This window comes from Kitasatospora sp. Xyl93, assembly GCF_055383135.1.
In genome coordinates, this window is sequence record NZ_AP029185.1 from 2,288,543 (window position 1) to 2,304,036 (window position 15,494).

Genomic DNA, 15,494 nt, shown 5'->3' on the forward strand with positions numbered 1-15,494 from the left:
CTCCCGTTCGGGTCCCCGGAGACGGGCTCCCGTTCGGGTCCCCGGAGACGAGCCTCCGTTCGGGTTCCCGGAGGCGGGACGGCACGACAAGGGCCCGGCGGCCGTAGCCACCGGGCCCCTCACCTGTCCTGGTTCACCGGCCCCTCAGGAGCCGGACCGGGCTCAGCCGGTCTGGACGGCGGTGTCGTCGATCACGAAGCTGGTCTGGAGCGAGGCGTCCTCGGTCCCGGCGAACTTCACGGTGACCGTCTGGCCCGCGTAGGCCGACAGGTCGAAGGTGCGCTGCTGGTAGCCGGCCGCGGCGTCCGCGTTGGAGTAGGTCTTCAGCGCGGTGCCGTTCACCGTCACGGTCAGCTTGTCGTACGCGGTGCTGCCCGACTCGGCGGTGTCGATGTGCAGCCAGAAGCTCAGCGTCGCCTTGCAGCCCGCCGGGATGCTCACGGTCTGCGACAGCGAGTCCGAGTGGGTGGAGCCGTAGCCGTTCAGCCACGCCTTCCAGGAACCGCCGTGGGCAGCCTGCGAGGAGCTGTTGTCCACCACGCCGCTCGACGCCGTCCACGGGGTCGCCGTGCCCGACTCGAAGCCCGCGTTGCCCAGCAGCTGGGCCGGCGTGCAGCCGCCGCCACCGGTGGAGACGGTCCAGGTGAAGCTGGTGGTGCCGGTCTTGCCGGCCGAGTCCTTCGCCGTGACGGTCACGTTGTAGGTGCCCGCGGTGGAGGCGGTGCCGGTGATCACGCCGGTGGAGGAGTTGATCGACAGGCCGGTGGGCAGGCCGGTGGCCGAGTAGGTCAGCGGGGCGGTGCCACCGGTGGCCTTGATCGCCAGGTTGACCGCGCCGCCGACGGCGGTGGACTGGTTGCCCGGGTTGGTGACGGTGACGCCGCCCGGGTTGGGCGCCGTGCCGACGTTGACGCCCGCCCAGGCGGTGCTGACCGCGGTCAGCTCGGCGCTGCCGGCCCCGTACAGGTCGGTGGCCGCCTTCTCCGTCGCGGTGCGCGCCGCGGCGTAGTTGGTGTTGGAGGTCATGTAGGTGGTCAGCGCGCGGTACCAGACGGCCGCCGCCTTGTCCCGGCCGATGCCGGTGACCGCGATGTTGCCCTGGGTCGGCGAGTCGTAGCTGACGCCGTTGATCACCTTCGCGCCGCTGCCCTCGGACAGCAGGTAGAAGAAGTGGTTGGCGACACCGGACGAGTAGTGGACGTCCTTGTTGCCGACGCCCGAGAACCAGTAGTCGGCCGAGGCGCCGTCCTTGGACGGCTTGTCCATGTAGCGCAGCGGGGTGCCGTTCCCGTTGATGTCGATCAACTCACCGATCAGGTAGTCGGGGTTGTCGCTCGGGATGTTGGCGGAGAACTCGACCATGGTGCCGAAGATGTCCGAGGTGGCCTCGTTGAGGCCGCCGGACTCGCCCGAGTAGGTCAGGTTCGCGGTGGCCGAGGTGACGCCGTGGCTCATCTCGTGGCCGGCGACGTCCAGCTCGGTCAGCGGCGCCGTGTTGTTGGAGCCGTCGCCGTAGGTCATGCAGAAGCAGGAGTCGTCCCAGAACGCGTTCACGTAGTTGTTGCCGTAGTGGACGCGGCTGTAGGCGCCGACACCGTCGTTGCGGATGCCGTTGCGGCCGAAGGTGTTCTTGTAGTAGTCCCAGGTGGACGCCACGCCGAAGTGCGCGTCGACCGCGGCGGACTCGCCGTTGTTGACGGTGCCGTCGCCCCAGGTGTCGGTGGACTTGCTGTACAGCGTGCCGGTGCCCGAGGTCCCGTGGTTCAGGTTGGTGGTGTAGCCGTTGCCGCGGGCGGCGTCCTTCATCTGGTACGACGACCCGGACTGGGTGGTGCCGATGGTGACGCTGCCGACGAAGACGCCCTTGCCGGAGCCGGTCTCGATGCCGTCCCACTGCTGGATGACCTGGCCGCTGGTGGCGTCGGTGACGACGTGCATCTTGCTCGGGGTGCCGTCGGACTTGGTGGAGGCGACGACGGTCTCCCAGGCGAGCCGGGGGCTGTTGTCGGCGGCCCAGACCACCAGGCGCGGCGCGGTCTCGACCGCGGTGCCCTGCTCGGCGGCGAGCGCGGCGCTCTGCGCGGCCGGCGCGGCCAGCTTCGGCGTGGTGCTGACACCGCTCAGCGAGGCGGTGCTGGCCCGGTCAACGCTCTTGGTCGCACCGGTGGGCGCCTGGTGCACCACCAGGTCCCCGCCCAGGACGGGCAGCCCGTTGAGGGTGCGCTCGTACCGCAGGTGGCGGGTGCCGTCCGCGTCCTGGATGACGTCCTTGGTGACCAGCTTCTCCTCGCCGCTCAGCCCCAGGCTCTGGGCGAGGGAGGCGCTCTGCTGGGTCGCGGCGGAGATCAGCTGGGCGCGGTTCGCCTGCTGGGCCGCGACGGCGGCCGGCGCGTCCGGCGTGGCCGCCTGGGCGATCACCGGTATGCCGGTGACCAGCAGCGCGGTGGAGGCGGCCATGACAACCGCCGCCTTCCGGGCGTGAGCGTAACGGGACATGCGGACTCCTTTTCCGACCGGCGCTGGGTCGCGCACGGTGGAGAGAACCTGGGCCGCGGTTGCGGCGCAGTGGGGGCCCCCGCCGGGTGCGACGGGAGTGCGGATGCGGTGCTCACAACTCGTTGCAGGGTCGGGACGCGCTGCACCAGAACTGGAACAGCTGCACCGGGGGGTGGGGCCCCCTCGTCTACAGCCGGGGGAATCGTGGCAGCAAACGAGCCGTTAATGACAGATGCATGCCACGGATTGGCCGATTCGATACCGAAACCGTATGCAGGACGGTCCGTCAGTTGTGTTACCCCGTGACGAACTCGTGAACACGGTTTTCATGCCCCCGGTAAAGTTCGATCACTACCGGCGGTCGGTGACCAGCGCTCAGGGCCCCGCCGGGCACCGCCGGGTGGCCCACAGCGCCCGTTGGACCCGGCACGTCACAGTTCCGGCCGTGCCACCGATGCTTTCCGGCCATTGTGTGTCCGGAACGGAACCGGGCCGCCCAGGACCACGACCGGGCCCCGCACCACCTGAACAGTGGTACGGGGCCCGGAACTTGTGGGGGTGTACGAATCAGTGCTGGACGAACACCGCCACGGTGCGGCCCGGCACGGTGAAGGTGCCGGTCGCGGCGTCGAAGCCGGCCTCCCGCACCACCCGGTCCGCCCCGCCCGCCTGGACGGGGTGCAGCGCCTGGCCGGTGCCCCGCAGGGCCGGTACGGTCTGCGCCTGCGCCGTGGGCGTGGCGTTGAAGACCACCGTGATGCCCTTCTCCGCCCCCGGCAGCCCGGTGCCGTCCAGATGCAGGGTGATCACCCCGGGCGTCTCACCGGCGGTGCCGGAGAGCGGGTAGGAGAGCCGCTGCTGGACGGCGGCCAGGGTGGGCAGCGAGAACAGCGGCGAGGACTGCTTGATCCGCAGGAACTCCCGGTACTGCGCCGAGGTCGCCCGGATGTCGGCCGCCCCCACCCTCAGCCCCGGGTCGGCCAGCAGGGACCGGGCGGCCGCCCACTGCCCCTGGTTGTCCTTCGCCGTCGGCAGGCCGCGGCCCCAGCCGTTGCCGTCCGCCGGGTCCCAGTGGATCGCGTTGAACCAGTCCCCGGAGTCGTAGGAGTTGGAGTCGAGCGACTTGGAGCGCAGCAGGTCGCTGCCGGCCTGGGCGAAGCCCGCGCCCTGGGTGAGCGTGGTCAGCGAGAGCCCGAGCGCCTGCATCCGGGCCCGGTCGGCGGGCGCGGTGCCGGCCGGCAGCTTGTACGCGAGCGCGTCGAAGAGGTCGGTGTTGTCGTGGGCGTCCACGTACTCCACCGCCTCGCCCGGCTTGGCCGCGTACCCGGTCGGGGCGCCGTTGTAGTCGACCTGGGCGCCGGTGACGGGCTTTCCGGAGCTGTCGGTGAAGGAGTAGCCGGCCAGGTTGCCGGTCAGTCCGACCTTCAGCTGGTCCATCTGGTGCAGCAGCCGGGCCTTCTGCTCCTCCGGGGTGCCGTTCGCGGCCGAGCCGTTCGGGTCGCTGTACAGGCCCGAGGCGAAGCCCTGCTGCGGGGCGGAGTCCAGCATGAAGTTGCCGCCGCGGGCGGCGTCCCGGATCCGGTCGTCGAAGGTGGCGATGCCGGTGCCGGCCATGTGGGCCTGGGTGGCCTGCTCGAACCGGGCGTCGTTCGCGACGACGCCGAAGTTCCAGCCCTCTCCGTACAGGAGGACGTTCCTGCCGTCCACGCCGTCCGAGTCCGGCGTCATCCGGTGCAGCGCGGACTGCACGTCCAGCATGGTGGACTTCGGGTCCAGGCCCATCAGGTCGAAGCGGAAGCCGTCGACCTTGTACTCGCGGGCCCACAGCGTCACCGAGTCGACCACCAGCCGGTTCATCATGGCGTGCTCGGGCGCCGTGTCGGCGCAGCAGCTGTCCGTCGTCACCCTGCCGTCGGCGTCCAGCCGCTGGTAGTAGCCGGGAACCACCTTGTCCAGCACCGAGTGCTCGGCCTGGCCGCCGGCGGCGGTGTGGTTGTAGACCACGTCGAGCACCACCCGCAGCCCGGCCGCGTGCATCGCCTGCACCATCTGCCGGAACTGCACCGTACGGGCCGTCCCGTTCGGGTCGGTGGCGTAGGAGCCCTCCGGCACGTTGTAGTGCAGCGGGTCGTAGCCCCAGTTGTACGCGTCGTCGGCGGCCACGGCCGCCACGCACTCCTGCTGCTTCGGGCCGTCCTGCGGCAGGGACTTGAGGTCGCAGGCCGGCAGCTTCCGGTCCGCCGGGTTCTCCCGGACGGTGGCGATGTCGAAGGTCGGCAGCAGGTGCACCGTGGTCACCCCGGCCTCGGCGAGCTCCCGGAGGTGCCGCATCCCGGCCGAACCGGACTCGGTGAACGCCAGGTAGGTGCCGCGCTCGGCGGCCGGGACGGTGGGGTCCTCGACCGAGAAGTCCCGGACGTGCAGCTCCTGGATCTGCTGCCGCGCGGGCGGGACGGCCTGCGGGCGGGCGTGGTCGTCCCAGCCCTTCGGCTTGAGCTCCCTGGCGTCGAGGTCGGCGACCAGGCTCCGCTTCGAGTCGGTGGACAGCGCCACCGCGTACGGGTCGGTGACGGTGTTGACCACGACCTGCCGCACCGAGGGAGCCCAGACCTTCACCTGGTACAGGTAGTACTTGCCGTCCAACTCGCCCCTGTCGCGGACGACTTCCCACACCCCGGTCTCGTCGTCCAGCTTCAGCGGCAGCGTCCTCGGGGTGCCCCCGGTGGCGCTGTCGAAGACCTGGACGGAGACCTCCTGCGCGGTCGGCGCCCAGAGCGACAGCGCCACCTTGCCGTTGTAGTAGGCCGGTCCGAAGTCCACCTTGCCGGTCCGCCCGGCGTACAGGTCGTCCAGCACGCCCGGGATCTGCACCCCGGTGGCGGCCAGCACGGCGCCGCTGGGCAGGTGTTCGGTGAACAGCAGCTGGGCGCGCAGCGCGGCCGGGACGCGGGCGGCGTCCCGGGGGTCGACGGTGAAGGCCCGGTAGCCCGCCAGGTGCGGATAGGCGGCCTTCTGCGCGTCGGTCAGCCCGCCCTTGACGGGGCTGAGCCGCAGCCAGCGGCCGGGCTTGGTCAGCGCGCCCTTGTCCGCCGTGATGCCGCCCGCCGGGTCGTAGACCAGCTGGGCGCTGGTGCCGCCGGCCAGGGCCTCGTCGCCCGCGCCGTAGTTCGCCGGGACGACGACGGTACTCGCGTCGATCCACTGGGCCTTGGCGCCGGTGAGGTCGATCTGCGAGGAGGCGGCCGGGTTCTGCGGCAGCAGGTAGCCCTCGCGGCCGCCGAGGATCCAGACCTCCTTGCCGTTGACGGCGAAGTCCAGCGACTGGTCGCCGGGCAGGTCCTTGTCGCCGCCCTTGTGCAGGATGTAGCTGAGGCTGGTCGCCCCGGGGGCCAGCGGCACCTCGAAGACGGCGCCGAAGGCGTCGCGGCGCGCGGGTGTCAGCGGCTTGCCCCAGTCGGTCGGGGCGGCGGCGCCCGTCCAGTCGTGCAGGCCCCAGCCGTCGTAGTCGCCGTCGGCCCGGTTGTAGTGGATGACGGCGGTGTTCGCGGGCTGGCTGTTCGGCGGCCCGGGGTCGGCGGTGCGCACGGCCGGGTCGCCCTGCTTGAGCCACACCTCGCCGGTGCCGGCGACATCGAGGTGCCGGTCGGCGTCGACGTCCTTGACGCCGTCCTTCTCCACGACGAACCCGACGTCCGAGGCGCCCGGCTTCAGCCGCACGTACGCGAAGGCGCCGTACGCGTCCCGCCCGGTGAAGGCGTGCCCGGCCGGCCACTGGGTGGCCTCGCCGTCGGCGAGGTCGCCCCAGGCGTAGAGGTTCCAGCCGTCGTAGTCGCCGTCCGGACGGTTGTAGTGGACGACGGCGTACGGGCGGGAGCCGGCGGTGGGCGCCGGCCGGGGCGCGGGGGCGCCGGTGGTGAAGCTCGCCGTGGCGGAGCGCAGGTGGCCGCTGGAGTCCTGCACGACGGCCTTGTAGCGGACGACCGTGCCGGGGGCGACGCCGCCGAGGTCCTGGGTCACCGCGTACTTCCCGGTGTCGGCCGTGCCCAGCGTCCGCCAGGGCCCGTCGCCGACCTGGGCGGCGAAGCTCACCCGGTCGAAGCCGCCGCCGTCGACGCGGGCGCCGAGCGTCACCAGCCCGGCCGAACCGTCCGCGGGCGGCTGCACCGAGATCCCCGGCGCGGCGCCGACGGCCGCCAGCCGGGCACCCGCTTTGAACACCACGGAGGAGAGCGCCGGCACGGTGACGGTCACCTTCCGGTCGGCGCCGCTGGTGATCCGGTCCCCGGCCGCCGGGTGGATCCGGTCGAAGCCCATCCCCGCGGAGAAGGTGTCCAGGGTGACGGTCTTCGCCTCGGCGGCGTTGTTGACCGCCACCAGGTACTCGACCTGCTGCCCGGCGTCGATGCGGGAGAAGGCGTACACGCCCGCGCCGTCGGCGGCGTACCTCTCGATCTGGGCGCCGTCGGCCAGCGCCGGGTTGGTCCGGCGCAGCTCGGCCAGCCCGGCGACGCTCCGGTAGAGCTCGCCGTCCTGCCCGTACCGGTCGGCCGGGCCGGCGGGGGCGCCGAGCACCCGGTCGGCGTTGTACGAGGCCGTCCTGGAGGCGAACAGGTCCTGCCGGGCGTCCTTGTCGCCGCCCGCGCCGGTGAAGCCCTGCTCGTCGCCGTAGTAGACGACGGGCTGGCCGCGGGTGAGGAACTGCAGCTCGCTGCCGAGCCGGTCCTTCCGCAGCAGGGTCGCGTCGTCGGCGCCCGGGTTGTCGGCGAGCAGGAAGGAGCCGAAGCGGCCCATGTCGTGGTTGCCGAGGAAGGTCGGCAGCTCGTACGCGTCGGTGTCGGCGCTGGTGTAGCGGTAGTCCTGGGCGTAGACGTCGGCGAGGCTGCGCGCCGAGCCGCCCTGGGAGACGTAGGAGCGGGCCGCGCTCTGGAACGGGAAGTCCAGGGTGGCCTGGAGCCTGCCCTTGGTGACGTACGGCGAGGTGACCGCCGGGTCCCCGGAGTGGACCTCGCCGAACATGAAGAACTTCCGGTTGCCCTGCTTGGCGGCGAAGTCCTTGAGTGCGGGCGCCCACTGCTGCCAGAACGCCATGTTGACGTGCTTGACGGTGTCGATCCGGAAGCCGTCCACGCCGGCGTCCTTGACCCACTGCTGGTAGACCTTCTCGAAGCCCTTCACCACCTTGGGGTTCTGGGTGTCGAGGTCGTCCAGGCCGCTGAAGTCGCCCTCGGTGGCGGACTCGCCGACGAAGGTCGAGTCGCCCCGGTTGTGGTAGATCGCCGGGTCGTTGAGCCAGGACGGGGTCTTGGCCGCGGCGTCGGACGGGGTGCGGAAGACCGGGGTGTAGGGGAAGGAGTCCTTGGTGGTCCGCGGCCAGGGGGCGCCCGCGTCGGCGACGGCGGTCTCGTCCACCGGGTTCCCGTCCGCGTCGAGCGTCGGGTAGGCGCCGGCGGACCGGTAGCCGTACTGCTTCTCGGCGTAGTCGACGACGTCGGCGGTGTGGTTGGTGATGACGTCGAAGAAGACCTTGATGCCGCGGGCGTGTGCCTTGGCTATCAGCTCCTTGAGCTGCTCGTTGGTGCCGAAGTGCGGGTCGACCTGGGTGAAGTCGGTGATCCAGTAGCCGTGGTAGCCGGCCGAGGCGTCGGCCCCGCTGCCCTGCACCGGCTTGTTCCTGAAGATCGGGGCCATCCAGATCGCGGTGGTGCCCATGTTCTGGATGTAGTCGAGCCGCTGGATCAGCCCGGCGAGGTCGCCGCCGTGGTAGAAGCCCTTGTCGGCGGGGTCGAAGCCGTTCTCCAGCCGCCCGCCGGTGATGCCGCCGGTGTCGTTGGCGGCGTCGCCGTTGGCGAAGCGGTCGGGCAGGACGAAGTAGAACTGCTCGCGGGTGAGGTCGTGCCGCCCGGCGGTGGCCGCCAGCGCGGCGTCCGAGGGCGGGGCCGGCGGGGCGGCGGCGAGGGCCGCGGGGGCGCCGCCGAGGGTGGCGGCGGTCAGCGCGGCGGCCAGCAGGACGGCCGTGCGGCCTGGTGGTCTGCGGCGGCCAGCACGTCGCGCGGTGCTCCGGCGGGGGCGGAGCGGGGCATCGGCCACTGAGGGCTCCCTTAGGGGAAGGGGCGATCGAGTTCCCAGGAAGCTAGCGGCCTGCAATATGTTTCAGCAAGATGCAGAAACGGTTTCGTGGACGGAAGTTCCAGCTGGGGCGAGCGTCTCCGACCACCCCGATTACGCCCCTGGCGCGGCGGGCGTGACAATGGGACGTATGTCCGTCCCACCGGTATGCACCCAACCCCCGAACACCCCCTACCCCGGTGGGAGCCGGCCCCTAGCCCTCAAGGGGGACAGCCGGTGAAGAATCCACTTCCGGAGGATGAGCGGACGGCTACGAGCGGTCTGGCAGACTTGCCGTCCATGGGGGAACCGACCGAGATCCAGCGAGGCGACGCCGGGCGCGCCGACGCGGCCAGTGGTGGCGGTTCCGACGCAGCGAAGGCCGTCCCCGGCCGCCTGCCCGAGGGAACCGCCCGTGCCGCCCAGTCCCGTACCGCCGCCCTGCGCAGCCGCGTCAGCGCCCAGCGCCGGTCCCCGGCCAGGCCGCGGATCTGGTTCGAACTGGCCCTGATCGGGATCAGCTACTGGATCTACTCGATCGTGCGCAACGCGGTCCCCGAACAGGAAGCGATAGCCCAGAAGCACGCGGGCTGGATCTGGGACCTGGAGCACCACCTCGGCATCGCCGTCGAGCGCTCGGTCAACCACGCCGTGGACGGCGTCGGGTGGCTCATCACCGGGATGAACTACTACTACGCGACGCTGCACTTCGTGATCACCATCGGCGTGCTGGTCTGGCTCTACCGCTGGCACCCCGGGCGCTACGTCGCGGCCCGCACGGTGCTGTTCGTGACCACCGGGATCGCCCTGGTCGGCTTCTACTTCTTCCCGCTGGCCCCGCCTCGGCTGATGACGGACGGCGGCTTCATCGACACCGTGAAGACCCACGGCACCTGGGGCTCGATGGCCTCCGGCCCCGCCGCGCACGTCTCCAACCAGTACGCGGCGATGCCCTCGATGCACATCGGCTGGTCGACGTGGTGCGGCCTGGCGATCTTCTTCCTGGCCCGCCGGACGTGGGTCCGGGCGCTCGGCCTGCTGTACCCGGCCGCCACCCTGGTGGTCATCGTCTCCACCGCCAACCACTTCTGGATGGACGCCGTCGGCGGCCTGCTCTGCCTGGCGGTGGGCTTCCTCGCCGCCCGCTGGCTGTACCACGAGTGGGTCTACCGGCTGCCCAAGGTCCCCGCCCGGGAGACGGTGGCCGAGCAGCCGATCACCGTCCCGGAGCAGTGGAGCGAGCCCGCGGTCAGCAGCGCGCGCCGCTAGGGTCTGTCTTCAAACTCGCGTCTGCGGGCGAACGACGGGAGTTTGAAGACAGACCCTAGGTCCTCGACACCGGAGGGGCCCCGTGCGGGGCCCCTTTCGGCTGTCCGGGGCGGCTCAGTCCGAGCCGTAGAACAGCCGGTCCACCACCGCCCGGGCCCGCCGGGTGGTCCGCCGGTAGTCGTCCAGCAGCTCGCCGCTGTGCCCCGAGCCGTACCCGAGGTAGCGGGCCACCCCGGCCAGCTCCCGGGCCTCCCCCGGGAAGCTGTCCCCGGGCCGCCCCCGCACGAGCATCACCGCCGCCCGCACCCGGGAGGCCAGCACCCAGGCCGCGTCCAGCACCTCGGCGTCCTCCGGCCCGACCAGCCCGCCCGCCACGGCGGCGGCCAGCGCCGCCCTGGTCCGGGTGGTGCGCAGGGCCGGCAGCTCGTGCCCGTGCTGGAGCTGGAGCAGCTGCACCGTCCACTCGACGTCCGCCAGCCCGCCCCGGCCGATCTTGGTGTGGGTGGTCGGGTCGGCCCCGCGCGGCAGCCGTTCGGCCTCGATCCGCGCCTTGATCCGGCGGATCTCCACCAGGTCCCGCTCCGGCACCCCGCCGCCCGGGTAGCGCAGCGGGTCGATCAGCCGCCGGAACCGCAGGCCCAGCTCCTCGTCCCCGGCCACCGGCTCGGCCCGCAGCAGCGCCTGGCTCTCCCAGGCGTGCGACCAGCGCCGGTAGTACGCCGCGTACGAGGCGAGGCTGCGCACCAGCGGGCCGCTGCGGCCCTCCGGCCGCAGGTCGGCGTCGACCAGCAGCGGCGGCTCGGTGGACGGCGCGCCCAGCCGGGTGCGCAGCTCGTGGCAGACCGCCTGGGCGGCCCGGGCGGCCTCCTCCTCCAGCGAGCCGAGCAGCGGCTCGTGGACGAAGAGCACGTCCGCGTCCGAGCCGTAGCCCAGTTCGCGGCCGCCGAAGCGGCCCATCGCGATCACCGAGATCCGGGTCGGCAGGTCCCCGTGCTCGGCCTCCCAGCCGGCGATACAGGCGCGCAGCGCACCGCCCAGGGTGGCGGCGTTAAGCGCGGTGAGCGCCTCCCCCGCGGCGTCCAGGGCCTCCCCGGGATCCTCCCCGAGCCGGCCGAGCACGTCTGCGGCGGCGGTGCGGAACAGCTCCCGGCGGCGCACCGAGCGGGCGGCGGCCACGGCCGCGTGGGTCGACCCGGCCCGGCCGACGGCGGCCAGGATCTCCCCCTCCAGGGCGGCCCGGCCGCGCGGCTCCAGCCCGTGCGGGTCGCCCAGCATGGCCACCGCCTCGGGGGCGCGCAGCAGCAGGTCGGGGGCAAGCCGGCCGGCCGACAGCACCCGGGCCAGCTGCTCGGCGGCGGCGCTCTCGTCCCGCAGCAGCCGCAGGTACCAGGGGGTGCGGCCGAGCGCGTCGGAAACCTGGCGGAAGTTGAGCAGCCCGGCGTCCGGGTCTGCGGACTCGGCGAACCAGCCGAGCAGCACCGGCAGCAGGGTGCGCTGGATCGCGGCCTTGCGGCTCACCCCGGAGGCCAGCGCGCTGATGTGCCGCAGGGCGGCGGCCGGGTCCGCGTAGCCCAGTGCCTCCAGCCGGGCCCGGGCCGCGTCCGGGGTCAAGCCGGTGGCGCCCGGCGGGAGTTCGGCGACGGCGTCGAGCAGCGGCCGGTAGAACAGCTTCTCGTGCAGCCGCCGGACCTCCATCGCGTGCCGCTTCCACTCGCGGTGCAGCGCGGCCACCGGGTCGGCCCGGGTGTCGTCGTTGATCAGCGCCGTCAGCGAGCGGGCCAGCCGGCGCAGGTCCTCGGCTCCGGTGGGCATCAGGTGGGTGCGGCGCAGCCGGTACAGCTGGATGCGGTGCTCCAGCGAGCGCAGGAAGCGGTACGCGGCGTCCAGCGAGGCGGCGTCCGCCCGGCCCACGTACCCGCCCCGGGAGAGCGCGGCCAGCGCCTCCAGGGTGTTGCCGCTGCGCAGCGCCGGGTCGGTGCGGCCGTGCACCAGCTGCAGCAGCTGGACGGAGAACTCGACGTCGCGCAGCCCGCCCGGGCCGAGCTTGAGCTGGCGGTCCAGCTCGGTGGCCGGGATGGAGTCGACCACCCGGCGGCGCATCTGCTGCACGTCGGTGACGAAGTTCTCCCGGGCGGCGGCCTGCCAGACCATCGGGGCGAGCGCCTCCACGTACGCGGCGCCGAGCTCCGCGTCCCCGGCGACCGGGCGGGCCTTGAGCAGCGCCTGGAACTCCCAGGTCTTGGCCCAGCGCTGGTAGTAGGCGAGGTGGCTGGCCAGGGTGCGCACCAGCGGGCCGTTGCGGCCCTCGGGGCGCAGGTTGGCGTCCACCGGCCAGATGGTGCCCTCGCCGGTGGTGTCCGCGCACAGCCGGGTGAGGGCGGCGGCCAGCCGGATGGCGGCCTTGACGGCCTCGTGCTCGTCCACGCCCTCGCGCGGCTCGGCGACGAAGACCACGTCCACGTCCGAGACGTAGTTGAGTTCGCGGCCGCCGCACTTGCCCATGCCGATCACCGCGAGCCGGCAGGCCGCGGCGGCCTCCGGGTCCTGCTCGGCGGCGAGGTCCAGGGCGGTCTGGAGGGTGGCGCCGGCCAGGTCGGCGAGTTCGGCGGCGGTCTGCGCGAGGTCGGTGGTGCCGGTGAGGTCGCGGGCGGCGATGGCGAGCAGGCAGCGGCGGTAGGCGACCCGCAGCGCGTTCGCCGGGCCGAGCGCCTCGTCCCGGACGCCCTCGGCGAGGGCGCGGCGGAAGTCCTCCGGGCCGGGGTGCATGTCGCGCAGTTCGAAGGTGACCAGCACGTGCCAGTCGTGCGGGTGCCGGGCCAGGTGGTCGGCGAGCGCGGTGGAGACGCCGAGCACGCCGAGCAGCCGGTCGCGCAGCGGCTTGGAGGTGGTGAGGGTGTCGCGCAGGGTGTGCCGGTCGGCCTCGTCGGCGGCCTCCAGCAGCCGGGCCAGGCCGAGCAGCGCGAGGTCGGGGTCGGCGGTGGCGCCCAGCGCGTCCAGCAGCAGGGGGTCGTCGGCCAGACCCTCCAGCCCGGGGCCCTCCAACAGCCGCACCGCCCGCGCCGGGTCGGTGAACCCGCGCCGGACCAGCCGGTTCTCCGGCCGGCTGACCCGGCTCCCGGCCCGCTGCTCCTCCACCGCCGCCATCGGCCCCTCCATCCGTCCGCCCAAGGGCCCGTCCGCCCCAGCAGGTTACGCGCCCGCACGGGCCGCCGCCGGGCACGACCACCGAGTGGACGCGACCGGCGCCCCCTGCCGTCGCGCTCGGACCGGGACGGATCGGCTCCGGACACGGCGTGGCGTGTCGGCTTGCCCGTCGGCTCGGGGGCGCGGTGGAGTACGCATGGCCGGCCGGGACGCCCCGCGGCTCTCCCGCACTCCCGTCCGAAGGGACGACCCATGGCGACCGAGCACCCGGCCGAGCGGCGAACACCGCGCCGGCGCCCCCACCGGCTCGCGATCGGCGTGCTCGGCGACCTGCTGTTCACCGTCGGCGTGCTGCTCGCCCTGCTGGTCGTCCACTCGCTGTGGTGGACGAACCTCACGGCCGACCGGCACGCGGACGCCTCCGCCGAGCGGCTGCGCCAGTCCTGGTCGGCTCCGGCCCGGACGGCCCCGGCGGCCCCACCGGCCGACGCCCCCGCGCCGACGCCCGCCGCACCGCCAGCCGCCGCACCGACCGACGCGCCGCCCCTGTTCGGCCCGGGCGACGCCGTCGGATTCCTCCACGTCCCGGCCCTGGGCACCGGCTACCAGGTGCTGATCGAGGTCGGTGCCGACGCGGACACCCTCGCGAAGGGGGTCGCCGGGGCCTACACCGCGCCGTACCGCGCGGCCATGCCCTGGGAGGCCCAGGGCAACTTCGCCCTGGCCGCCCACCGCGACGGGCACGGCGCGAAGTTCCACGACCTGGACCGGCTGAAGCCGGGCGACCCACTGGTCGTGGAGACCCGGGACCGCTGGTACGTCTACCGCGTCGACGCCACGCTGCCCGAGACGTCCAAGGAGGACATCGGCGTCATCGCCCCGGTGCCCGTCGGCTCCCCGTACGGCGGGCCGGGCCGCTACATCACCCTGACGACCTGCACGCCGGTCTACACCTCGCTGTACCGGATGGCCGTCTGGGGCAGCCTGGTCCGGGAGGAGCCGATGGACCCGGGCCGCACGCCGCCCGCCGAGCTGCGCTGAGCCCGTCCGACGATCACACGACTGACGGGCGGTGCGCCGTGCGCACCGCCCGTCGGTCACCGAGTGCTCCGGCCCGGTCAGGAGGAGCGACGGCGGCGGCCGATCCGCATGGCCGCCGCGCCCGCCGCGACGAACGCCGCCGAGAGGCCGAGCAGGACCGGCGAGGTCTCGCTCCCCGTCTCGGCCAGCTCGCCGTGGTGCCAGCCGTTCCCGTCCGCGTGGCTGCCCTGGTGGCCTTCGTGGCCCTGGTGGCCCTCGTGACCCCCGTGACCCTGCTGGCCCTGCTGACCCCCGTGACCCTGGTGGCCCTGGTGGGTCGGCCGGTGGACCGTTCCCGCGCCGTACTTGGCGTTGTTCACGTTGGAGTTGTTGTTCGAGTTGTTGCTGGAGTTGTTGCTGGACTGCGAGGCCGACTGGCTGTTGTTCGCCGTGTTCTGCGCGGAGTTGCTCGCCGAGTTGGTCGCGGAGTTGGCCGCGGAGTTGTTGGCGTTGCTGCTGGCGGTGTTGTTCGCGCTGTTGTCGAGGCTGTTGTTGATGGTGTTCTGCACGACGACCGTCACGTTGACGTTCTGGTCCTGGCTCTGCTGACCGTTCTGGGACTGGGACTGGTTCTGGGCCTCGGACTGGCTCTGAGTCTGGGACTGGCTCTGCGGGGCACCGCCCCCGCCGTTGCCCCCGTTCCCACCGTTCCCGCCGTTGCCCCCGTTGCCCCCGTTCCCACCGTTCCCGCCGTTGCCCCCGTTCCCGCCGTTACCGCCATTGCCTCCGTTCCCGCCGTTGCCGCCGTTCCCGCCATTGCCGCCGTTGCCCCCGTGCCCGCCGTGGTCCCCGTGGTCCCCATGCCCGCCGTGGTCCCCGTGGTCGCCAGGGGGGCAGGGGCAGGCGTGGTGGTGCTGGTGGTGGTGGCAGTGCTTGGCGGTGAAGCCCGACAGTTCGTTCAGCTCGCTCAGTTCGTCGGCGAACCCGAGCATCGGCGACTGGCCGCCGCCCCGCCCGCGCTCGGCGTCCTCCTCGCTCGGCTGGCCCTCCTCGTCCTGCTCGGTTCCTTCCTCTGCCTGCCCGGTGCCTTCGTCGGCCGGCCGGACCGCCTCGGCAGCGGCCGGCGCCTGACCGCCGGGCGCCGCCGCGGCCGTGTCGCCGTCCGAACGGTTGACCTGACGGCCCGCCGACTTGGCCGGGGCGGCGTCGTGGTTGCCGAAGGTCCAGGCGTGGGTGGTGTTGCCGTTGCCCTCCGCGGCCTGACGGAGGAGTCCGTCGACCCACTCACCCTGGGCCGCCGCCGATGCGGCGCCCGCGCGGTGGTCGACGGAGGACGAGGCGTAGGCCGCGGAGCCGGCACCCCACACAAGGGCGGCCGAGGTCAGTCCGGACAGGGCCAGGGTGGTGATTCGAGTACGCATGACACTCCAGGATGATCCGCAAAACGGATCTTCTGAATA

The 15,494-nt window shown here is 73.0% G+C and carries 6 protein-coding genes; 2 read left to right on the top strand and 4 right to left on the bottom strand.

The window, feature by feature from the left end; translation table 11 throughout:
• Nucleotides 1–162 precede the first annotated feature (162 nt).
• Nucleotides 163–2,496: a M4 family metallopeptidase gene (locus tag ACZ5GH_RS09845; RefSeq protein WP_387748732.1), complete on the bottom strand. Its 2,334-nt coding sequence runs from the start codon at nt 2,494–2,496 to the stop codon at nt 163–165.
• A gap of 567 nt (nt 2,497–3,063) precedes the next feature.
• A complete protein-coding gene (gene pulA / locus ACZ5GH_RS09850; protein WP_464333942.1) occupies nt 3,064–8,583 on the bottom strand; it encodes a pullulanase-type alpha-1,6-glucosidase in 5,520 nt (1,839 codons plus the stop codon).
• A gap of 318 nt (nt 8,584–8,901) precedes the next feature.
• Here pulA and ACZ5GH_RS09855 point away from each other — a divergent pair, with 318 nt between their 5' ends.
• The gene (locus ACZ5GH_RS09855) at nt 8,902–9,870 is read left to right on the top strand and encodes a phosphatase PAP2 family protein (protein WP_387748728.1); all 969 of its coding nucleotides are present in this window, start codon (nt 8,902–8,904) and stop codon (nt 9,868–9,870) included.
• 114 nt (nt 9,871–9,984) lie between these two features.
• Here ACZ5GH_RS09855 and ACZ5GH_RS09860 read toward each other — a convergent pair whose 3' ends face one another.
• The gene (locus ACZ5GH_RS09860) at nt 9,985–13,014 is read right to left on the bottom strand and encodes a bifunctional [glutamine synthetase] adenylyltransferase/[glutamine synthetase]-adenylyl-L-tyrosine phosphorylase (RefSeq protein WP_387748726.1); all 3,030 of its coding nucleotides are present in this window, start codon (nt 13,012–13,014) and stop codon (nt 9,985–9,987) included.
• A 252-nt stretch (nt 13,015–13,266) separates the two neighbouring features.
• On the opposite strand from ACZ5GH_RS09860, the gene ACZ5GH_RS09865 reads away from it, so the two are divergent.
• Complete coding sequence (locus ACZ5GH_RS09865; RefSeq protein WP_387748724.1) at nt 13,267–14,055, top strand: class E sortase; 789 nt, start codon at nt 13,267–13,269, stop codon at nt 14,053–14,055.
• Nucleotides 14,056–14,132: 77 nt separating this feature from the next.
• On the opposite strand, the gene ACZ5GH_RS09870 is transcribed toward ACZ5GH_RS09865, so the two are convergent.
• Nucleotides 14,133–15,455 (bottom strand): hypothetical protein, encoded by a 1,323-nt coding sequence (locus ACZ5GH_RS09870; protein ID WP_464333943.1) that lies wholly within the window; start codon nt 15,453–15,455, stop codon nt 14,133–14,135.
• Nucleotides 15,456–15,494 lie beyond the last annotated feature (39 nt).

Bases quoted from the DNA above. Each gene is read 5' to 3' on its own strand.
- ACZ5GH_RS09845 (WP_387748732.1), bottom strand. From the start codon at position 2,496: ATGTCCCGTTACGCTCACGCCCGGAAGGCGGCGGTTGTCATGGCCGCC.
- ACZ5GH_RS09855 (WP_387748728.1), top strand. From the start codon at position 8,902: ATGGGGGAACCGACCGAGATCCAGCGAGGCGACGCCGGGCGCGCCGAC.
- ACZ5GH_RS09860 (WP_387748726.1), bottom strand. From the start codon at position 13,014: ATGGCGGCGGTGGAGGAGCAGCGGGCCGGGAGCCGGGTCAGCCGGCCG.
- ACZ5GH_RS09865 (WP_387748724.1), top strand. From the start codon at position 13,267: ATGGCGACCGAGCACCCGGCCGAGCGGCGAACACCGCGCCGGCGCCCC.
- ACZ5GH_RS09870 (WP_464333943.1), bottom strand. From the start codon at position 15,455: ATGCGTACTCGAATCACCACCCTGGCCCTGTCCGGACTGACCTCGGCC.